A 19,223-nucleotide genomic window follows, 5' to 3' on the forward strand; every position below is an offset into this window, starting at 1 on the left:
ACGCGCTCGACCGGCCGGCGGACGCGTCACACGGCGTCACGCCGGCCGGTCCGTCCGCTCCGTCCGCTCCGTCCGCTCCGTCCGCTCCGTCCGGTGCGACGGGCGCCGCGCGCCGCGCGCCGCGCGCGCTCAGGCCGGGCGTCGGCGCGCGGCGAACCGGCCCCGCAGCGTGACGTCCTCGTACTCGCGGTGGAACACCCCGCGATCCTGGAGGATCGGGACGAGCTCGTCGACGACCGTCTCGAGCCCCCGCGGGAACTCGTCGATCATCAGGTTGAACCCGTCGGCCGCACCCGTCCGGTACCACTCCTCGACGGTGTCGGCGGCCTGCTCCGGCGTTCCGACCACGATGCGCGCGCCGTACCCGCCGAAGCCCCGGAGCACCTCCCGCAGGGACGTGTTGTGCGCGCGCACCCACCGCACGACGGTCTCGTGGTACCCGAGCGACGGCCCGTAGGTGACCGGGTCGACCTCGCGGTCGAGGATCGCCGCGGGGATCGGCGCCGCCGGGTCGAGTCCGGTCAGGTCGGCGTCGAGGTGCGTCCCGAGCGCCCGGAGCGCGTACCCGTCCGGCGCGAGGGCCTCGAGCTCGTCGAACCGTCGCTGCGCCTCGGCCTCGGTGCTGCCGAGCACGAGCGACAGCCCAGGCACGATCGCCACGTCGGCGGGATCGCGGCCGTACGTCGCCGCCGCGCGCTTCACGGCCCGGTAGTGCTCGCGCGCCGGCTCCGGCGTGAGCTCGACGGCGAAGACGCCCTCGGCGACCCGTGCGGCCAGGTCCCGCCCGTGCGGCGAACCGCCGGCCTGGAACACCACCGGGTGCCCCTGCGCCGACGGCGGGACGGCGATCGCACCGCGGAACTCGTCGGTGAACTCGCCGTGGTGCTCGACCGGCTCCCCCGTCGCGGCGGACCGCCAGAGCGCCCGCACGAGGTCGACGACCTCGCCGGCGCGGGCGTACCGCTCCGGACGGTCGGGGTTCGTCGCGACGCCGAAGTTCGCGGAGACCGAGCGGTCGTACGTCGTGACCGCGTTCCAGGCCACCCTGCCGCCGGACACCGTGTCGAGCGACAGCAGCCGTTCCGCGAGTTCCACGGGGTCGTTGTACGTCGTCGACGCGGTACCGACCAGGCCGAGGTGCGTGGTCGCGTCGGCGACGGCGCCGAGGGCGACGAACGGTTCGAGCATCCCGTAGGCGCGGACGTTCGGGTCACTGAAGGACGGGTGGTCGGCGAGGAACACCATGTCGAGCTGGCCCCGCTCGGCGATCCGCCCGAGGTCGCCCCAGAACCCGGCGGTCAGCAGGTCGGTGGGCTGGACGTCCTGCGTCCGCCACGCGGCCGGGCGCTGGCCGAACCCCTGCAGGTTGACGCCGAGGATCAGGCCCGCGTCGCGGCCGGGCGCGGTCGTCACGCCGACACCGTCGTCGGCACGGACGTCGGCGCGGTCGCGGGCCCAGGCACGGGCGCGGGCGCAGGCGCGCGCAGCCCCAGGAGCGCGCGGAGCGTCGGGCGCTCGGTCCCCGGTGGCGCGTCGGCAGGCTGCCTGGAGGCGCGGTGCGGCTCCCACGCTCCGGCATCCGCCGGCAGCGGTGCGAGCGGGTACGCCGGCCCGCCGAGCACGAGGTCGGCCCCGACCGGGGACGCGCCGGCCTGGTCGGTCCTCGCGGCCGCCACGTCGTGCCAGAGCGCGAGGACCGGCTCGCCCTGCCGGCTGGAGGGCGTCGTGAGCGGCCCACGGACCCGGTAGCCGTCCGGACCGCCGTCGTGGTCGAGCGGCCGGATCCGGCCGGTGTCGGCGAACCGGCCCGTCTCGCGGTCGCCGACGATGCTGTCGAGCGGCCAGGTACGCCAGAGTCCGCGGACGACCCCGGCGAACTCGATCGGATCGTGCCGCGCCCCGGTGACCGGCAGCCCGTGGTCGCGTGCACCGACGATGAGCCCGACCCGGGCGTCGAGCACGTGGTCGAGCGAGAGGACGCGTCGGGCCACGTTGTACGGGTGCTCGCGGGTGGGTGCCACGGCGAGCAGCAGGCCGTGCGTCGGCAGCGCCCGGCCGAGGGCGATCGCCGCGCTCGACGGGTCGAGTCGGTGTCCACGGCCGCGCTCGGGGTCGAACCGGTCGGTGCCGATCGCGAGGACCCGCGCCCCGGAGGCTTCGACCCGCTCGGCGAGCCGGGCGATGCCACCGGGCTGGACGACGGCGGCGACGAGCTCGGCGTCCGACACGGCGACGATCGTCGGTGCGGGTGTCCTGGTCACGGTGGTCCTCCCGGAGCGTCCTGGACCGGCCCGCCACCTCCGCCTCCCCAGCGGCCGTGGCGGGCCGGTACGCTCGACCGTACGGTGCACCGCGCGCCGTGCGGGTGGAGGTGTCGCACGGTTGCGTCGCGTGACGGACCGTTACGCGCGGTCGAGTGGGCTGGTGCCGTTGACGAGCAGGTCCCCCACCAGCCGGCGCTTGTGCACCCGCGGGTTGTGCGACGCCAGGGTCCGCGCGTTCCGCCAGTGCCGGTCGAGCCCGAGGGAGCGGAACGTGCCGGAGGACCCGAGGGCGTCGAACACCAGCGTCGTCGCGTCGAGCACCGCGTCGGTGACGACCGTCTGTGCCTGCGCGACCGCGGTCCAGCTCGCCTCGAGGGCGGCCCGGAGCACGGGGTCGGCCTGCCCGCCCGCCACCGGAAGCACGGGGTCCGACTCCGTGCCGGATCCTGCCCGGAGCGCGGTGTGCCGGTCCACCGCCGTGTCGACCGGGCCGAGGCTCGCGGTGAAGGCGGCGTCGGCGGCGTAGACGCGTGCGGCGACGGTGCCGATGGTGGCGAGCAACTCGGGGTCGCGGGTCGGGTCGGCGGTCGTGCCGTTGTGGTGCCCTCGTGCCCGCGAACGAAGCGCCTCGATGCCCTCGCGGAGGGCCGCGCGCCCGATCCCGACGAGGATCGCGTGCATCACCGTCTGGTAGTACTGCTCCTGGTACGGGTACCGCGTGGCGTAGGGCAGCACCCGTTCGTCGGGCACGTGCACGTCGGCGTACGCGACGCTCCCGCTGCCCGTAATCCGCTGCCCGAAGCCGTCCCAGTCGTCCCCGATCCGGACGCCCGGGTCGTGGGCGTCGACCAGGGCGACGAACCGCGCACCCGAGTCGTCGAGCGCGAGCACGGTGACCCACCGGGCGTAGATGCTGCCCGTCGAGTAGAACTTCCGGCCGGTCACTCGCCACCCGCCGTCCGGGTCCGGGGTGATCCGCGTCGTGATGTCCGCCCCGGAGGGGTTCGGCGACTCGCTCCAGCCGCCACCGACGAACTCGCCGCCGCCCAGGCGCTGGACGATGTCCCGGTCGAACGCGGTGCCCTCGGCGTGCACCCGGTCCTCGATGAACGAGAAGTGGTTCCGCCACACGTGCGCCAGGTTCGGGTCGACCTCGGCGATCTCCGCGATCGCTCGGAACACGTCCGAGAGTCGGGCCCCGACGCCACCCCACGCGACCGGGGTCCGCCACCTGGCGAACCCGGCGTCCACCAGCCAGCCGAGCTGCTCCGTCGCGAGGCGTTCCTCCCGCTCACGCTGCCGGGCATCGGCGCCGATCCGCTCGATGACGGGGCGGAGCGGGGCGATCAGCTCCTCGTAGCGGTCGTCCGCCGGGACAGCACTCGGGCACATGGCGGCACGCTACTGCAGCCCCGACGACGGGCGGCGGGGCGGACGCAACCCCGGGCAACGGGACGCAACCGGGCGTCACACTCCGATGCGAACGGCGAGTGCGGCAGCGCGGCCCGGTCTGCCAGGATCAGCGGATGCTCTCGTACTTCCTGACCCACGCCGAGGTCGTCGTGGAGCCCGCGGCACCGATCGAGTCGTGGGGGTTGTCCGTCGACGGCCGAGCGCGGGCGGCTGCGGCGCACGAGGTCGCCTGGCACCCCGGTGTCCGGCGGATCGTGTCGAGCACCGAGCGGAAGGCCGTCGAGACCGCCGAGGCCCTCGGCGCCGCCGTCGTTGTCGTCCCGGGTGTCGACGTCGAGCTCGGTGAGATCGACCGCAGCGCCACGGGCTACCTCCCGCTCGACGAGTTCGAGGACGTCGTCGGGAGGTTCTTCGCCGAGCCGGAGCGCTCGGTCCGGGGCTGGGAGCGTGCCGTCGACGCGCAGGACCGGATCGTCCGAGCGGTCCGGCGACTGTCCCGGGAGGCAGGGGGTGCCGTCACGGTCGTCTCGCACGGGGCGGTCGGGGCGCTGCTGCTCGCCGACCTCCAGGGGGTGCCGATCTCCCGTGCCCTGGACCAGCCGGGCATGGGGTGCGTCTTCGCCTTCGACCCGGAAGTGTGGCGCGCGACGTCCGGCTGGACCCGCGTGCCACTCCGCTGAGCGACCGCATCGTGGCCTCGTGCGACATCATCGACGTCGTGCGACTGCGACGGTGTCGTTCCGGATCGGACATGCGGAGCCCGACCGGGCCGGGCCCCGGCGGCGGTCAGGCGGGCAGGCGCTCCCCCGCCTCGACGGCCACGTCCAGTCGGTTCTCCGCCGGCGGCAGCGGGCACGTCGCGTGCTCCGTGTAGGCGCACGGCAGGTTCGTCGCCCGGTTGAAGTCGATCCTGGTGGCGCCCGACGCGTCCGGCGCCGGGATGTCCAGACTCCGGTTCGCCGCGTACGTGGTGACCCCGCTCGTCCGGTCGGTGAAGAGCACGTGCAACCCGTCGCCGTGCCCGTTGAACGCGAGCAGCGCCCGCGGCCCGTCCAGGTCGAACGTCAGCACGCCCGGCGCCTGGTACACGTGCTGCAGGCCGTCGACGACCGAGCCGACGGTGACCTCGCGCGGCGTCTCGAACGGCTCGAAGTGGGCGTCGACGACGAAGTGCTCGGACGGCTCGTACGAGGGCGTCCCGGTGTACGACACCAGCGTCGGGTTCGAGGGGCGCCGGGGCCGGATGACGTCGCTGCCGCCGCGCCGGGCGACCTCGATGACGACCGTCTCGTCGCCGTCCTGCCACACCACGTTCGTGCTCGACCGTTCCGGCAGTGGGCCGAACCGGTGCGTGCCGGAGACCCGGGCTCCGTCGACCTCGATCGACTCGCCGTCGTCGAGCGCCACGACCGGGCCGTCCGCCGAGGTCGACCACGCACCGGGAGCGTCGTCGAACCGCTCCGGCGTCGGCGTCAGCCACCGGATGCTCGTGATCGCGAGGAACCCGTGCTCGCTCGCCCGGGCCTGCTCGTGGGCGTCGTGCCACGCGGCCCAGTCGGCAGCGAAGGAGGATGCGGTCGGCGTCGTCGTGCTCATCCCACGACGGTACGTCGTCGGGCTGCGCTTCCGCGATGCCGATCGTCTCCGGGCGTCACGGGATCAGCGGCGCGCAGTCACCAGGGGTGGGCGATGCTGCGGGCGCGAGGGCTCCGGACCCGAGCTCCCGGAACGGTCGCCGGGACAGGGGTGGTGGGGACCGCCGGAGCTGCGTCGAGCGCCGTCGCGAGCACCGCGCAGGCCGCCCCGCGTGCCACGGCTGCTTCGCCGTGGGTGGTCGTCTCGACGGCGACCCGCGACCCCTCGGGAAGACGACCGGTGAGTCCGGCCCGGACCGCGTCGAGGAACACCGTTCCGCCGGCGATCGCGGCGCTGCCACCGATGACGACGTCGGTGACGTCGAGGAGCTCGACGACGTGGGCGAGTGCGGTGCCGAGGGCTGTTCCGCCGGCCGCGACGAGCGAGCGGCCGGCATCCGAGGCGCACAGGGCCTCGTAGGCCGCCCGCACCGCCGCCGGACGGTCGATCGCGATCCCAGGCGGCAGCACGCCGGCGCCGATGGCTCGCTCGACCTGCTGCAGCGGCTGGCACGCCTCCCACACCGCCGTCCACCGCCCGTGCGCGTGCACCGGCATCCCGCCGAACTCGCCGGCGTTCCCGGTCGCACCCCGCACGACCGAACCCCCGGCGACGACGGCGGCGCTGATGCCGTGCCCGAGCGTCACGCTCACGAGCCCGGTGGTGTCCGTGGTCGTCCACGCCTCGCCGAGGCCCGCCGCGACACCGTCCTTCTCGAGGAGCACCGGCATCCCCGTCCGGCGACGCACTTCGTCGGCGAGGGGCAGGCCACCCCACCCGGGGAGCTGGACCGGCGCAGCGAGCGTCTGGTGCAACGGGTCGAGCGGTCCTGGTGCGGCGATGCCGATCCCGAGGAGACGGTCGCGGACGGCCGGTGCCGCAGCCGTGTGCTCGGCGAGCGGCGTCGCGACGAGCCGTTCCGTGACCGCGACCATGGCGTCCACGATCTCGACGGGACCACGGAGCGGACCGGTGTCGACGTGCTCGGTGGCGCGGACGGTACCGGCGAGGTCGACCAGCACCGCCACCACCCGCGCCGGGTCGAGGTGCAGTCCGACGGCGTACCGCGCGTCGGCGGCGATGCGCAGCACGCGATGGGGATCGCTCGCGAGCACACGGTCCTCGCGGACGAGGCCCTGCGACAGCAGCCGGGCGGCGATGTTCGACACCGTCTGCGCGGTGAGCCCGGTGGCACCGGCCACGGCGGCTCGGGTGACCGGGCCCCGCCGCCGCACGACGTCGAGGACGAGCGCACGGTTGAGCGTTCCCACCCGGGCGTTGTTCGTTCCGCGCTGCAACACGGGTTGTGCCGGTCGTTGACGGGACTGCTCCATGGTCCCTAGCATCGCAGCAACTCGATTTAATCGATCAATTCGATTGAATCGAACTCGGCCACATCGGGGTGGCCACGACGCGAAGGGACGCTCGTGACGACGACGACACGATCCGGAACCGAAGCACGACCGATCCGCCAGGAAGCCGCCGCGGCGCGCTCGGCACGGCAACGACGACGACGGGAGAAACACCCCTGGACCGTCGCCGAGAAGCGCCGGCTCCGCGTCGGCCTCGCCTTCATCTCGCCGTGGATCATCGGCGTCCTCGTCTTCATCGGCTACCCGCTCGTGTACTCGTTCGCGATCAGCCTCACCCGGTACTCCGGCATGAACGCCATCACCTGGGTCGGGTTCGGCAACTACATCGCGGCGTTCATCGACCCCCTCGTGCACACCGCCGTCGGCAACACCCTGTTCTTCGCCGTGATCGCCGTGCCGGTCGGGATCGTCGTGGCGATCGTCATCGCGATGGCGATGAACCAGGACGTCCGTGAGATCAGCTGGTACCGGACCGCGCTGTACATCCCGTCCCTCATCCCCACGTTCGCGCTGGCGTTCATCTTCGTGGTGCTCGTCAACCCGCAGACCGGGCTCGTGAACCAGGTCATGAAACTGGTCGGCATCCCCGCGACGAACCTGCTCGGCGACCCCACGACGGCGAAGCTCGTCATCGTCGCGCTCGCGCAGATGGGTGCGGGCAACGCAGCCCTGATCTTCCTCGCCGGGCTGCGCGGGATCCCGAAGACCCTGTACGAGGCGGCCCGCGTCGACGGCGCCGGACCGGTCCGGCAGTTCTTCGCACTGACGCTGCCACTGCTCTCCCCCGTCATCCTGTTCAACCTCATCACCGGGATCAGCAACGGCCTGCAGGTCTTCACGGAGGCGTACGTCATCTCGTCCGGCACCGGCGGCCTCGGCAGTCCGGACAACGGGACGCTCTTCTACATGCTCTACCTCTACAAGAACGCGTTCAGCTACGCGCAGCTCGGCTTCGCGAGTGCGATGGCAGTGCTGCTGTTCCTGGCCGGGATGCTGCTGTCGGGCCTCGTGTACTGGCTCTCGAAGCGGTTCGTGAACTACGACGTGACCGGAGAGTGACGCGATGAGCCTGCACACGAAGTCCGCCCCCACCGTCACGGCCTCGGTGGAGACCGTCCGTCCAAACCGTCGTCGTGACCGCCGCGGCGAGCGCTCCCGCAACGCCGACGGTTCGGTCCGTTCGCCGCTGTCGTCCGTCATGGCGCGCGTGGTGCTCGTCGGGATGAGCCTGCTGTTCCTCGTGCCGATCTACTGGATGGTCATCTCGGCGCTGAAGGGGAACACCGAGCTGGGTGCGTTCCCGCCCACGTGGTTCCCGCACTGGCTGGACTGGTCGAACTTCGGTGAAGCGGTGAACGCGATGCCGTTCTTCACGTTCTTCCGGAACACGCTGGTCATCACGGTCTGCGTGACGGTGTTCTCGATGGTGTCGAACCTCGTCATCGCCTACGGGTTCGCGTGTCTCGAGTGGCGTGGCCGTGACCGCTTGTTCTACGTCGTCCTGGCGACGCTGTTCATCCCGTTCCCGGTGACCCTGATCCCGATGTTCGACCTGTACGCCCGGCTGGGGTGGATCAACACGTTCCTGCCGTTGATCGTGCCGAGCCTGTTCGGGTCGGCCTTCTACGTGTTCCTGTTGCGGCAGTTCCTGCTGCAGATCCCGAAGGACCTGCTCAACGCCGCGCGGATGGACGGTGCGTCCGAGTGGGGCATCCTGTGGCGGATCGTGTTCCCGCAGGCACGCGCGGCCCTCGTCACCGTGGGCATCTTCGCGGCGGTGGGCGCGTGGAACGACTTCCTCGGTCCCCTCATCTACCTGCAGGACCAGAACGTGCAGACACTGTCGATCGGTCTGCAGGTGTTCCGCCTCAACAACTCGCAGGACTTCCAGTTCAACCAGCTGATGGCGGCGTCGGTGCTGATCATCCTGCCGTTGGTGGTCCTGTTCTTCGTCTTCCAGCGGAGCTTCCTCCGCGGTGTGCAGATCGGGAGCTTCAAGTGAGCAGCGCATTCGACCGTCGTACGTTCCTCCGCGGTGCCGCCGCGACCGGTGGGGCCGGAGCGCTCGCGTTGCTCGCGGCGTCCTGCGCGTCGGACTCGGGGGCGCGCAGCAACCCGAACGAGGTGACGATCTGGGGTGTCACGGGAACGTTCGTGCCGTTCCAGACGAAGGTGATCAAGCAGTTCACGGCGCTCCACCCGGACATCGACGTGAAGGTGAACGTCGTGCCGTCGCAGGGCACCGGTGACGCGACGAGCATCATCACGGCGGTCCGCGGTGGGACTGCACCGGACCTGTGGCTCCTCGACCGGTTCAGTGCGGCGCAGTACGCGGCCATCGGTCTCATCGAGCCGATCGACGATCTGATCGAGGAGTTCGAGGACCAGTCGAAGGAGGAGTTCCTGGCGCAGTGGCTCGGCTTCACCATCGGTGAGGTCACGTACGAGGGGAAGACGTACGGGCTCCCGCACGACACCGACGCCCGGGGGATGTTCGTGAACCGGAAGATGCTCAAGGGTGCCGGCATCGATCCGGACGAGTTCGACTGGGAGCACAACGGCCCGGCGACGTTCGACCGGGTGTGGGAGGTCAGCGAGCGGCTGACGAAGAAGTCCGGCGGCAACTACACCCACATGGGTCTGCTGCCCTGGTACGGCGAGGGCTGGCCGTTCACGTGGGGTCTCGGTCTCGGCGCCTCGTACTTCGACCAGCAGGATTCCCGGATGACGATGGACTCGAAGAGCGTCCGGAGCATCTTCGAGTTCTACGAGGACTGGGCGGGCCGGTACGGCTACAAGGCCGCCGACACCTTCATCGCGACGTACGAGCCGACCGGGCACCCGCCGGGGCAGACCGCGTTCATGGCCGACCGGATGGCGTTCATGGTGAGCGTCCCGTCGACGATCCAGGGGTTCGACAACTTCGGGCCGAAGGACCTCGACTGGGGTGTCTCGTACCTGCCGACGCAGCAGGCGGGCGACGACAAGTACACGTGGTCCGGCGGCTTCGCGCTCTGCATGCCGAAGGGGTCGAAGAAGAACCGCGCCGTGTGGGAGCTGATGAAGTACTTCACCAGCAAGCGCGGCCAGGAGACCTACATGGTGCCGGCGACCAGCGTGCCGTCGAACATCGCTGCGCTGCAGGACCCGAAGGGGTCGGCGAAGTCGATCCGGTTCTTCGTCGAGTCGATGAGCGCGTCCACCTGCCGTCCGCCGCTGCCCGTGGGTGGTGCCTGGTGGGACTCCCTCGCCGACGCTCGGTCGAGCGTCCTGCTCGGCAGCGCCAGCCCGCAGGAGGCCGTCGAGCGGGCGCAGGCCCGGGTCGACCCGATGATGCAGACCTACTCGCCGTTCACGCTCCCGAACGACTACGACAAGGTCCGGATCTGACGCCGAGCGACCAGGAGCAGCACGACCACCAGCACCAGCACCAGCACCAGGAAAGGCCACCATGCCCAGCACTCCCCTCCGCGTCGCCGTCGTCGGCTTCTGGCACGTCCACGCCGGCGACTACGCGCGCCAGGTCGTCGAGCACCCGGACACGGAGCTCGTGGCCGTCTGGGACGACGACCCCGAGCGCGGTCGCGAGGGAGCCGACCGGTTCGGCGTCCCGTTCACCGACGACCTCGACGCGCTGCTCGCACGCGACGACGTCGACGCCGTGACGATCACGACGTCGACCGACGTGCACCTCGACGTCATCGGCCGCGCCGCCCGCGCGGGCAAGCACGTCTTCACCGAGAAGCTCCTCGCTCCCACCGTCAAGGAGTGCGAGGAGCTCGTCGCCGCCTGCGCATCGGCCGGTGTCGCGCTGGTGGTCTCCCTCCCGCGGCTGTACCACGGGTACACGGCGGCGATCCGACGCGAGATCGAGGAGGGTCGACTCGGAGAGGTCAACACCGCCCGGGTGCGACTGTCGCACGACGGCGCCCTCGCACCGTGGCTCCCCGAACGCTTCTTCGACCCGCAGACCGCGGTCGGCGGGGCCCTCACCGACCTCGGCTGCCATCCCGTCTACCTGACGCAGCTGTTCCTCGGCGCCGAACCGGACACCGTCGAGGCGGTGTACCGATCGGTCACCGGCCGGGCGGTCGAGGACCACGCGGTCGTCACCGTCGGCTACCCGTCCCAGGCCATCGGGGTCATCGAGGCGGGCTTCGTCGCGGGGACCCCGTTCACGATCGACGTCGCCGGGACCGGCGGCTGGCTCGCCTACTCCGACGCGGACGGCCGCCTCACCGCCGGCGGGACCGCCTACGGCGACGGCGTGGTCGATCTGCCGATCCCGGAGGACGGGCAGGACGCCTTCGGACAGTGGGTCGACCACATCCACGCGGGGACGCGCGCCGACGAGAACGTGGCCCGCGCCGTCGACCTCACCCGGCTCGTCGTGGCCGCCAACGCGGCAGCACGCGAGCACACCCCCGCCAACGCGGCAGCACGCCAGCACACCCCTGCCAACGCGGCAGCACGCGAGCACACCCCCGCCTGAACACCGCACCGACCACCAGCACGCCCCACCATCAGCACGCCCCACCATCAGGAGTCCTCACCATGCCCACTGACACCATCCGCGTCGGCCTCATCGGCGGCGGCGGGATCGCCACCGTCCACATCGCCGGGTACGCACAGCACCCGGACCTGATCCGCATCACCGCCGTCGCCGACGCAGTGCCGTCGACCGCCGAGGCACGTGGCACCGAGCTCGGCGTCCCCGCGTTCACGGACTACCGCGACCTGCTGGCACGCGACGATGTCGACGCGGTCGACATCTGCCTGCCGCACCACCTGCACCGCGACGCCATCGTCGCCGCAGCCCGCGCCGGCAAGCACGTGCTGTGCGAGAAGCCGCTCTGCCTGAGCCCGGACGAGGCCCGCGACGTCCAGGCCGCCGTCACCGAGGCCGGCATCACGCTCATGTGCGCCCACAACCAGCTGTTCATGCCGGCGGTCGCCAAGGCGAAGGACCTCATCGACTCCGGCACGCTCGGCACGGTCTACGAGGTGCGGACCACGGACAGCTTCCGCAACGACTTCGACCCGTCGAACATGGGCTGGCGGGCGCACGCTGCGCAGAGCGGCGGCGGCGAGCTCATCGACACCGGCTACCACCCGAGCTACCTGCTGATGCACCTGGCCGGCGGGGTGCCGGTGCAGGCGACGGCGATGCTGTCGACCCACCGTCTCGACTTCATGGAGGGCGAGGACTCGGCCCAGGCGCTGTTCCGGTTCGACAACGGCGCGGTCGGGCAGCTCGTGACCAGCTGGGCGTACGAGCCTGCGGCCGGGACGGAGCGGTTCAGCGCGGTCGGGTCGCTCGGCTCGCTCACGAGCGACGGCACCACCCTCCGGTGGGACCTGCTCGACGGGACCAGCGAGACCGTCACCTTCGAGGACGTCGACACCTTCGCTGCGGAGATCGAGGCGTTCGGCCGGTGCCTCCGAGACGGCGCCCGCCCGATCCACACGGAGCGCGAGGGCATCGCGGTGCTCGGGATGATCCTCGCGGCCTACGAGGGTGCGCGTAGCGGCACGATCGCGCCGGTCCTGTCCGTCGACCAGGCGGTCGCCGCCTGACCGGCGCGGCCATGCGGCACTCGACCTGACCAGGCCTGGAGGCGCGACACGCGTCGGACGCACACCGCGCCTCCAGGCCGGGGTCGGCTTCAGACCGTCCGGGTCGCGCCCGTCACCGGGCCCGGCTCCGCGTCCTCGTCGTCGGCGGCCTGCAGGACGTCCTCGGCCTGCCGGAGGAGGTGGTGCACGGCGAGCCCGATCGACCGGCCGCCGACGACCGCGACGAGCAAGCAGAGGAGCGCGAGGACGGCGGCCGTCGGGATCCACGCCCAGGGCAGCGCGAGCACCCGGAGCCAGTCGATGAGTGCGGTGGCGACGGCCGCGGCGGGGAACACGAACGACCAGAAGCCGAGCGAGAACGACAGTCGGACGTAGCGCGGCAGCAGTGCGAGCTGGACGAGGAAGAGCAGCGCGCCGAGGCCCGCGACAGCCTGCACGGGCAGCGTCACGGCGTCGCCGGTGAGCGCGAACAGCGACACGGTGGCGACGGCGGGCGGTGCGACGAGGATCGCCATCGTCGGGACGAGCGGTCCGGGCAGCGTCGGCCGGAACGACAGCCGGAGCAGGAGCAGCCCGGTCATCACGCCCCAGAAGAACACGCCGACGCCGAAGCAGGACCAGGACAGCCACGTCGCGCCGACCTCGTGCGTGGCGACGGAGCCGACCAGGGCCGCGGCGACGGTCGGCAACAGGTAGCCGCCGTGCACGGACTCGAGCGCGAGCCGACCCTCGACCCACGTCGCGAGGAGCCAGGCGGCGAACCCCGCGGCGACGGCCACGGCGAGGAGGACGACGGCCTCGCCGCCGACCGGCCAGAACCGGGCGAGGTCGACACCGAGCAGCATCGCGGTCGCGGGCACGAGCGCGGCGAGCGGGCCCTGCGCCGGGTGGCGGAGCTGGTCGACGAGCCGTTCGCGCCGCCGCACCCGGACGCCGCGCAGGACGTGGGCGCCGAGCATCCACACCCAGGCGACGGCGGCGACCGCCCAGAACACATGCGGGAGGAACGGCGGCAGGTCGAGCACGGGGACCGCGTACGACCAGGTCTCGGCGGAACCGGCGAGGCCGAACGGGACGGCGAGGGTGTTGAGCGGGAGGCGCGTGGTGGGACGTGGCATGGCGGTCCCATTGTCCCGGGTCCGCGCGGCTGCGTCGCGCGAGCGCGAACCCGCTCAGCCGGCGGGGTGGTCGCGACCGACCAGCGGCCTGGAGGCGCGGGGCGGGGCCGCAACGCGCCTCCAGGCCGTCAACGGCGTCGGTTCAGGACGACCGCAGCGACCGCGGCCGCCGCCCCGGCCCACACGAGGGGGCGCGTGACGCGCCGTCGCTTCGCGACCCAGCCGCCGTTCGTCGCGTTGCCCACGTCGGCGGGCGCGAGCAGGTTGCCGTCGGTCGGCGCACCCTTCCCCCGCAGGGCGAACGTCTCGACCATCGGCTTCGTGATCTTGTGGAACAGGCCCGGGAACACGTACTGCAGCGGCACGAGCGACGCCTGGATCCGTCCGACGAACCGGTAGCGCTTCGGGTGCAGCGCCGCGGTGACGACGGCGCGGCCGGCCCGCTCCACGGACACCGTCGGCGGCAGCGGGTGCGAGTTCTTCCCGGTGTAGTTGGCGCCGTTCTGGTAGATCGGGGTGTCGATGGTCGAGGGCAGCAGCGCGGTGAAGCGGATGCCGGTGCCGGCAAACTCGTCGCCGAGCGTGTCGACGAGCCCGAGCGCCGCGTGCTTGCTCGTGACGTACGCCGACTGGTACGGCGCGGACAGCAGCGACTGGATCGAACCGACCAGCACGTAGGTGCCCTTGCCCCGCTGCTGCCAGTGCGGCAGGAGGGCCTTCACGGCGTTGACGTGCCCGTACAGGTTCGTGTCGACGACCCGCTTGAAGGAGTCGACGGGAGTCTGGTCGAAGAGCCCGTAGACGAAGAGCCCGGCGTTGCCGACGAAGACGTCGATCCGGCCGAACCGGGTCGTGGTCGTGGCGACGAGGTCGTTCACCTGGTGCTCGTCCGCGATGTCCGTGGGGATCGCGACGGCCTCGGCACCGAGGGCGCGGCACTCGGCGGCGGCGGCCTCGAGGCTGTCGTGGCTGCGCGCGGCGAGCACGAGCGTCGCGCCCTGCCGGGCGAACTCGTGCGCGGCGGCCCTCCCGATGCCGCTCGATGCTCCGGTGACGACGACGATCTTCCCGCGGAACCGATGAGTCATGGCGTCGTTGCTACGCGGACGACCTCCGTCGCCGTCCAGGTCCGCGTACCCCTGTAGCGTCGGGGTGGACGACGAGGAGCGAACGGTGCACGGGGACGCAGTGGACACGATGGGGATCGACGGTGTCTGGTTCGATCCGCTCTGGCGGGTCGAGGTGCAGCTCACCCCGCTCGAACGGCGGCTGCTCGAGACGTGGCCGGTCCGGCGGCTCGCGTTCATCGCCCACGCCGGGGCCGCCTCGATCACGACGACGCAGTCGTACTCGCGGCTGGAGCACTCGCTGGGGGTGCTGGCGCTCGTCGCCCACTTCGCCCCCGACGACCACCTCGCCCGCGCCACCGCGCTGCTGCACGACGTCGGGCACCTGCCGTTCAGCCACAGTCTCGAGGGACTCGGCGGGCTCGAGCACCACGGCCTGGGGCGACGGGCGATCCGGTCGCTGGCGGCGGAGGTGGACGGGGACGACGGGGTCGATCCGCTCGACGCGCTCGACGCGTTCGACGGCGAGGCGGTCATCGCGCTCGACGAGGGCGCCGAGCCGTCCGTGCTGACCCCGCGAGCCGGCGGGCTGAAGCTCGACCACCTCGACTCGTTCCTCCGCAGCGGACAGGCACACGGTCGGACGACGACGCCCCCGCACGAGCTGCTCCGCCGGCTCCGGCTGGTGGACGGCACGGTCGACGCCGACGCGGACGACGCCCTCGAGCTCGCCGACCTGGCCGTCCGCGAGGCCCTCGCACAGCGCTCGGCCGCCAACCTCGTCCCGGTGACCGTCCTGCGCGACCTGGTGGCCCGGCTCCTCGGCGACGGTGCCCTGTCCTCCGGGGAGTTGACGGGGATGACCGACGACACGCTCTGGGGCAGGCTCCTCACCGAACCGGCGACCGCGGCCGACGCCGAGCTTCTGCGACGTCGCCCCCAGGCATGGCGGATGGTCCCCTCGGCCGGAGCACCGGGTCGGGCGGCGGCGGGCGGTGCGGCGGCGGGCGGTGCGGCGGCGGGCGGTGCGGTGGCGGGCGCTGCTGCGCTGCGGCACGTCGTCCGGCGGAGCTACCTCGACCTGCCGACGATCGACGGGCGGCCGATGCGTGACGAGCGTGTCGCCGACCTCGGGAGGGCGCTGCCGATCGACGTGGTGGTGGAGCGCGCGGGCTGAGCGCTGCCCCGGCCAACCGCGGGCCACGTGGGAGTGTCCGCACGTCGAAGCCGTTCGTGCGCCCGCGCGCTCCGAGTGCGACGATGGAGCATGCGCAAGGACGACCTCACCGTCGACGAGGCAACGGTCATCGCCGAACACGCCCGGGACGGCGTACTCGAGCTCGACGACCCCGAGGTGCGGAAGGTCGTCGACCAGGCGAACCGGGTGCTCGTCCGGGCCCAGATGTGGGGCGAGGAGCGGAGCCCGAAACTCCGTCGCCGCCGCCGTCTCATCGCGATCGGCGCCCTCGTGATGGTGCTCGTCTGGGTCGCCGGGCTGCTCGTGCCGCTCGCGGTCCGCTTCGGCTGACCGCGGCGCACCCGGAAGCCGCGGTTGCCCAGGGGCCGCGGACCGAGTTGAATCGGGACGATGACCAGCACGGCCGGCCCGACCGCGACGACCGCGACCTGGACAGTGACGACCCGGGACGACACCGGTCCGATCGTGCTCAGCGGGCTCCGGACGTCTTGGGCACCCCTCGCGAAGCAGTCCGTGGTCGCGGCGCTCGTCGTCGCCGCAGCGGTGAGCAGCACGCTCCTGCCCTGGCTGACCGTCACCGACGCGCCCCGGATGTGGACCGGCGTCGGCATCGCGGTGATCGGGATCGTCCTCGCCGCGCTGATGGCCCGCTGGCCGGCGCTCGCCCGCGCGGAACTCGTCGTCCCCGCGATCGACTTCGTCGCGATCGGACTGCTCCGCTACGGCACCGGCGACACCCGCTCGGTCTTCCTGGCGGTCGTCGTCCTCCCCGTGATCTGGATCGCCGCGTGGCCGGGCCGACGGCACGTCGTCTACCCGCTCGTCGGGACCTGCGTCACGCTCCTGCTGCCCTACGTCCTGCAACTGACCGAGCCCCGACCCTCCGAACTCGTCCGCCTGGCGTTCGCCGTGATCGTCTACGGCGCGACCGCCGCCGTCACGAACGAGCTGTCCCGTCACGCCGGCATCCGGCTCGACGATGCCCAGCGCCGCCGCCGCGTCGCGGAGAGTGAGATCGACCGCGCCGCCATCGTCCAGCAGTCGCTCCTGCCCACGTCGACCGCCGGCCTGCCCCGCGAGCTCCGTGCCCTCGGCGTGTGCATCCCCGCGCGGAGCGTCGGCGGTGACTTCTACGACTGGTTCCCGACCCCCGGAGGCGCTGCCTTCACCCTGGGCGACGTGATGGGCAAGGGCGTCGGGGCGGGCATGATCGCCGCCGCGGTGCGCTCGGTGATCCGCAGCACGGTCGACGAGGCGGACCCCGCGATCGCCGTCCGTCGGGCAGCCGCGGGGCTCGCGAGCGGGTCGTCCGACCTCACCAGCGGGCAGTTCACGACCTGCTTCCACGTCCGTGTCGACACCGACGGGCACGCCCGCTGGGTCGATGCCGGGCACGGGCTGACGCTCCTCCGCACGACGGACGGCGCTGTGCGTCCACTCCGCTCGGGGCACCTGCCGATCGGGGTCGGGTCGAGCTGGACGAGTGAGACGACGGACCTGGCGCCCGGCGACGCGATCGTCAGCGTGAGCGACGGCGTGCTCGACCTGTTCGGCGGGGACCTCGACTCGCTCGACCGCTTCGAAGCCTGGGTCGCTGCGCGGCCCGACCCCCAGCAGCTGGTCGACGGCATCGCCGAGCTGGCGCACGATGGTGAGCACCCGGACGACGTCACGATGCTCTGCATCGCGTACCGCCCCTGACGAACGACGAACGACGCACCACGCACCACGCACCACGCACCACGCACGACGCACGACCAGCAGTCCCGCCCGGAACACACCCAGGAGGCACCGATGGACGACCACCTCGACCGACGACGGTTCGTGTCACTCGGCCTCGCCGGAGCAGCGACCGCTGCGCTCGGCACCGCGAGTGCGCTGAGCGGCGCGGGCGCCGACGCAGCACGTGCCGCGACCGGCGCCACCGCCGCTCCCTCGGCCGTGCTCCTCGCCGCGGACGAGTTCGACGGCCCCGCCGGTTCGGCCCCGAACCCGGCGATCTGGCGGTTCGACCTCGGCGGCAACGGTTGGGGCAACGCCGAACTCGAGACCTACACCGACTCCCGCAGGAACTCGGCGCTCGACGGCAGGGGCAACCTCGTCATCACGGCCCGACGCGAGGCGGATGGGTCGTACTCGTCCGCTCGTCTGAAGTCCGAGGGCACCTACTCGGCGCAGTACGGGCGCGTCGAGGCGCGCATCCGGATCCCGCGCGGGCAGGGCATCTGGCCGGCCTTCTGGATGCTCGGCGCCGACATCGGCCAGGTCGGCTGGCCCGCGTGCGGCGAGATCGACGTCATGGAGAACGTCGGGTACGAGCCCGCCGTCGTGCACGGAACGGTGCACGGGCCCGGCTACTCGGGCGCGCAGGGCATCTCGGCGGCGTACACGAACCCGAGCGGTGCCGCGTTCGCCGACGACTTCCACGTCTACGGGGTCGACTGGCGGCCGGACTCCGTCACCTGGACGGTTGACGGAGTCGCCTACCGCACCGTCACCCGGGCCGACGTCGGGTCGAACCCGTGGGTGTTCGACAAGCCGTTCTTCGTCGTGCTGAACGTCGCTGTGGGCGGTTCGTGGCCCGGCTCCCCCGACGCGTCGACCCGGTTCCCGCAGCAGATGACGGTGGACTGGCTCCGGGTGTACCAGAACGCGTGACGCTCAGGACCGGCTGCGGTCGTTCCGTGCGATGAGCCAGAGGTACGTGCTGTGGCCGACGAGGGCCAGCCCGAAGAAGACCGCTCCGACGGCGTAGACCCGGTCGAGCTTGCCCTGCCCGATGACGAGCATCACGATGCAGAAGACCACGGCGACGGCGAGCACGCCGACCTGCACCGTCGACCAGATCCGTCGGAAGCGCGGCATGCCCGTCTCGTTCACGTGGCCATTCTGCCCGACGGCAGCTGCGGTCAGTGCTTCTCGGGGTCGTGGCCCCAGTTCATGAGCGACCAGCGCCACGGGGTGTCGTGCACGTCGCCGTCCGGTCGCTGCTCGGAGTGGCGGGCGACGTAGCCGACGACCTTCCGCATGTGGGCGTAGTCGGCGTCGGTGTGGTCGCTCTGCTTCTGCTCGAGGATCCGGACGATGTGCCGTCCGCTCTCGTGTCCGGTGGACTCGCCGCCGCCGGACGGTTTCTGCCCGACCTGCTTCGACTCGTCGGTGTCGAGCCAGTGCCGGAGCTGGGACGCGGTCATGTTCACCGCGTCGGCGAAGTCCTTGCGGGTCTGCTGCTCGTCGTCGCTCATGCCCCGAGCGAACCCCGGACACCTGGACGGCGGCGCAGGAGGCGGACCGTCCCTGGTCCCCGGCCCGCGGATGGCAACGTTCCGGGAATGGAACGACGCCCGCGCGTGTCGAACTCATCACCGAACGCGAAGGAGCACACCATGAGCCTCGACCTCCACGAGAGTGCCGGCATCGACGACGAGCGCACCTGCCTGCCGAAGCCGGTGCTGGCGAGTCTGCACGACGACACGACGCCGTCCTTCGGACGCTGGCTGGGCCAGATCAACAGTCACGGCTGACTGCTCAACAGTCACGGCTGACTGCTCAACAGTCACGGCTGACTGCTCAACAGT

The 19,223-nt window shown here is 72.1% G+C and carries 20 protein-coding genes; 11 read left to right on the plus strand and 9 right to left on the minus strand.

Annotation, left to right across the window (positions count from 1 at the left end):
- Positions 1-129: 129 nt before the first annotated feature.
- From BLT36_RS16520 to BLT36_RS16530, 3 genes are all read right to left on the minus strand, one after another.
- Entirely contained in the window at positions 130-1,413 is a 1,284-nt protein-coding gene (locus BLT36_RS16520; protein ID WP_217638327.1) for an LLM class flavin-dependent oxidoreductase, read from the minus strand.
- Entirely contained in the window at positions 1,410-2,261 is an 852-nt protein-coding gene (locus tag BLT36_RS16525) for an LLM class oxidoreductase (protein ID WP_092096824.1), read from the minus strand. Before BLT36_RS16525 ends, BLT36_RS16520 begins: the two co-directional genes overlap by 4 nt.
- 141 nt (positions 2,262-2,402) lie before the next feature.
- Complete coding sequence (locus tag BLT36_RS16530) at positions 2,403-3,656, minus strand: acyl-CoA dehydrogenase family protein (protein WP_092096826.1); 1,254 nt, start codon at positions 3,654-3,656, stop codon at positions 2,403-2,405.
- 134 nt (positions 3,657-3,790) lie between these two features.
- On the opposite strand from BLT36_RS16530, the gene BLT36_RS16535 reads away from it, so the two are divergent.
- Complete coding sequence (locus tag BLT36_RS16535; RefSeq protein ID WP_092096827.1) at positions 3,791-4,357, plus strand: histidine phosphatase family protein; 567 nt, start codon at positions 3,791-3,793, stop codon at positions 4,355-4,357.
- Between the two features lie 106 nt (positions 4,358-4,463).
- Here BLT36_RS16535 and BLT36_RS16540 read toward each other — a convergent pair whose 3' ends face one another.
- Together BLT36_RS16540 and BLT36_RS16545 are read right to left on the minus strand one after the other, a co-directional pair.
- Positions 4,464-5,273 carry a DUF1684 domain-containing protein gene (locus tag BLT36_RS16540; RefSeq protein ID WP_092096829.1) on the minus strand — a complete coding sequence of 270 codons (810 nt, stop codon included), beginning with the start codon at positions 5,271-5,273 and terminating at the stop codon, positions 4,464-4,466.
- Positions 5,274-5,350: 77 nt separating this feature from the next.
- Complete coding sequence (locus tag BLT36_RS16545; RefSeq protein WP_175529696.1) at positions 5,351-6,583, minus strand: ROK family transcriptional regulator; 1,233 nt, start codon at positions 6,581-6,583, stop codon at positions 5,351-5,353.
- Positions 6,584-6,739: 156 nt separating this feature from the next.
- Here BLT36_RS16545 and BLT36_RS16550 point away from each other — a divergent pair, with 156 nt between their 5' ends.
- From BLT36_RS16550 to BLT36_RS16570, 5 genes are all read left to right on the plus strand, one after another.
- Positions 6,740-7,744 (plus strand): carbohydrate ABC transporter permease, encoded by a 1,005-nt coding sequence (locus tag BLT36_RS16550; protein WP_254787711.1) that lies wholly within the window; start codon positions 6,740-6,742, stop codon positions 7,742-7,744.
- A gap of 4 nt (positions 7,745-7,748) precedes the next feature.
- Positions 7,749-8,687, plus strand: a complete 939-nt coding sequence (locus BLT36_RS16555) for a carbohydrate ABC transporter permease (protein ID WP_092096832.1) — start codon at positions 7,749-7,751, stop codon at positions 8,685-8,687.
- The gene (locus BLT36_RS16560) at positions 8,684-10,075 is read left to right on the plus strand and encodes an ABC transporter substrate-binding protein (RefSeq protein ID WP_092096833.1); all 1,392 of its coding nucleotides are present in this window, start codon (positions 8,684-8,686) and stop codon (positions 10,073-10,075) included. Before BLT36_RS16555 ends, BLT36_RS16560 begins: the two co-directional genes overlap by 4 nt.
- A 61-nt stretch (positions 10,076-10,136) precedes the next feature.
- Positions 10,137-11,177 (plus strand): Gfo/Idh/MocA family protein, encoded by a 1,041-nt coding sequence (locus BLT36_RS16565; RefSeq protein ID WP_092096835.1) that lies wholly within the window; start codon positions 10,137-10,139, stop codon positions 11,175-11,177.
- A gap of 62 nt (positions 11,178-11,239) precedes the next feature.
- Positions 11,240-12,262, plus strand: coding sequence for a Gfo/Idh/MocA family protein (locus BLT36_RS16570; RefSeq protein WP_092096836.1), 1,023 nt, complete (start codon positions 11,240-11,242; stop codon positions 12,260-12,262).
- Between the two features lie 89 nt (positions 12,263-12,351).
- Here the strand turns inward: BLT36_RS16570 and BLT36_RS16575 are convergent, their stop codons facing one another.
- Positions 12,352-13,380: an SLAC1 family transporter gene (locus tag BLT36_RS16575; protein WP_092096838.1), complete on the minus strand. Its 1,029-nt coding sequence runs from the start codon at positions 13,378-13,380 to the stop codon at positions 12,352-12,354.
- 128 nt (positions 13,381-13,508) lie between these two features.
- Positions 13,509-14,468, minus strand: a complete 960-nt coding sequence (locus BLT36_RS16580; protein WP_175529697.1) for an SDR family NAD(P)-dependent oxidoreductase — start codon at positions 14,466-14,468, stop codon at positions 13,509-13,511.
- Positions 14,469-14,553: 85 nt separating this feature from the next.
- On the opposite strand from BLT36_RS16580, the gene BLT36_RS18480 reads away from it, so the two are divergent.
- From BLT36_RS18480 to BLT36_RS16595, 4 genes are all read left to right on the plus strand, one after another.
- Positions 14,554-15,624 (plus strand): HD domain-containing protein, encoded by a 1,071-nt coding sequence (locus BLT36_RS18480; protein ID WP_175529698.1) that lies wholly within the window; start codon positions 14,554-14,556, stop codon positions 15,622-15,624.
- A gap of 90 nt (positions 15,625-15,714) precedes the next feature.
- Positions 15,715-15,975: a hypothetical protein gene (locus BLT36_RS16585; RefSeq protein WP_092096841.1), complete on the plus strand. Its 261-nt coding sequence runs from the start codon at positions 15,715-15,717 to the stop codon at positions 15,973-15,975.
- Between the two features lie 60 nt (positions 15,976-16,035).
- Positions 16,036-17,346, plus strand: coding sequence for a PP2C family protein-serine/threonine phosphatase (locus BLT36_RS16590; protein WP_092096842.1), 1,311 nt, complete (start codon positions 16,036-16,038; stop codon positions 17,344-17,346).
- 93 nt (positions 17,347-17,439) lie between these two features.
- Positions 17,440-18,303 (plus strand): glycoside hydrolase family 16 protein, encoded by an 864-nt coding sequence (locus tag BLT36_RS16595; RefSeq protein ID WP_092096844.1) that lies wholly within the window; start codon positions 17,440-17,442, stop codon positions 18,301-18,303.
- Positions 18,304-18,306: 3 nt separating this feature from the next.
- On the opposite strand, the gene BLT36_RS16600 is transcribed toward BLT36_RS16595, so the two are convergent.
- A complete protein-coding gene (locus BLT36_RS16600) occupies positions 18,307-18,525 on the minus strand; it encodes a hypothetical protein (protein ID WP_139166503.1) in 219 nt (72 codons plus the stop codon).
- A 29-nt stretch (positions 18,526-18,554) separates the two neighbouring features.
- Positions 18,555-18,890, minus strand: coding sequence for a DUF3140 domain-containing protein (locus BLT36_RS16605; RefSeq protein WP_092096847.1), 336 nt, complete (start codon positions 18,888-18,890; stop codon positions 18,555-18,557).
- A 141-nt stretch (positions 18,891-19,031) separates the two neighbouring features.
- On the opposite strand from BLT36_RS16605, the gene BLT36_RS18850 reads away from it, so the two are divergent.
- Positions 19,032-19,169: a hypothetical protein gene (locus BLT36_RS18850; protein WP_175529699.1), complete on the plus strand. Its 138-nt coding sequence runs from the start codon at positions 19,032-19,034 to the stop codon at positions 19,167-19,169.
- Positions 19,170-19,223 lie beyond the last annotated feature (54 nt).

Origin of the sequence: Curtobacterium sp. UNCCL20, assembly GCF_900101675.1 — a bacterium.
Lineage (GTDB): Bacteria > Actinomycetota > Actinomycetes > Actinomycetales > Microbacteriaceae > Curtobacterium.

Bases quoted from the DNA above. Each gene is read 5' to 3' on its own strand.
- BLT36_RS16530 (WP_092096826.1), bottom strand. From the start codon at position 3,656: ATGTGCCCGAGTGCTGTCCCGGCGGACGACCGCTACGAGGAGCTGATC.
- BLT36_RS16535 (WP_092096827.1), top strand. From the start codon at position 3,791: ATGCTCTCGTACTTCCTGACCCACGCCGAGGTCGTCGTGGAGCCCGCG.
- BLT36_RS16540 (WP_092096829.1), bottom strand. From the start codon at position 5,273: ATGAGCACGACGACGCCGACCGCATCCTCCTTCGCTGCCGACTGGGCC.
- BLT36_RS16555 (WP_092096832.1), top strand. From the start codon at position 7,749: ATGAGCCTGCACACGAAGTCCGCCCCCACCGTCACGGCCTCGGTGGAG.
- BLT36_RS16565 (WP_092096835.1), top strand. From the start codon at position 10,137: ATGCCCAGCACTCCCCTCCGCGTCGCCGTCGTCGGCTTCTGGCACGTC.
- BLT36_RS16570 (WP_092096836.1), top strand. From the start codon at position 11,240: ATGCCCACTGACACCATCCGCGTCGGCCTCATCGGCGGCGGCGGGATC.
- BLT36_RS16575 (WP_092096838.1), bottom strand. From the start codon at position 13,380: ATGCCACGTCCCACCACGCGCCTCCCGCTCAACACCCTCGCCGTCCCG.
- BLT36_RS16580 (WP_175529697.1), bottom strand. From the start codon at position 14,468: ATGACTCATCGGTTCCGCGGGAAGATCGTCGTCGTCACCGGAGCATCG.
- BLT36_RS16585 (WP_092096841.1), top strand. From the start codon at position 15,715: ATGCGCAAGGACGACCTCACCGTCGACGAGGCAACGGTCATCGCCGAA.
- BLT36_RS16590 (WP_092096842.1), top strand. From the start codon at position 16,036: ATGACCAGCACGGCCGGCCCGACCGCGACGACCGCGACCTGGACAGTG.
- BLT36_RS16595 (WP_092096844.1), top strand. From the start codon at position 17,440: ATGGACGACCACCTCGACCGACGACGGTTCGTGTCACTCGGCCTCGCC.
- BLT36_RS16605 (WP_092096847.1), bottom strand. From the start codon at position 18,890: ATGAGCGACGACGAGCAGCAGACCCGCAAGGACTTCGCCGACGCGGTG.
- BLT36_RS18850 (WP_175529699.1), top strand. From the start codon at position 19,032: ATGAGCCTCGACCTCCACGAGAGTGCCGGCATCGACGACGAGCGCACC.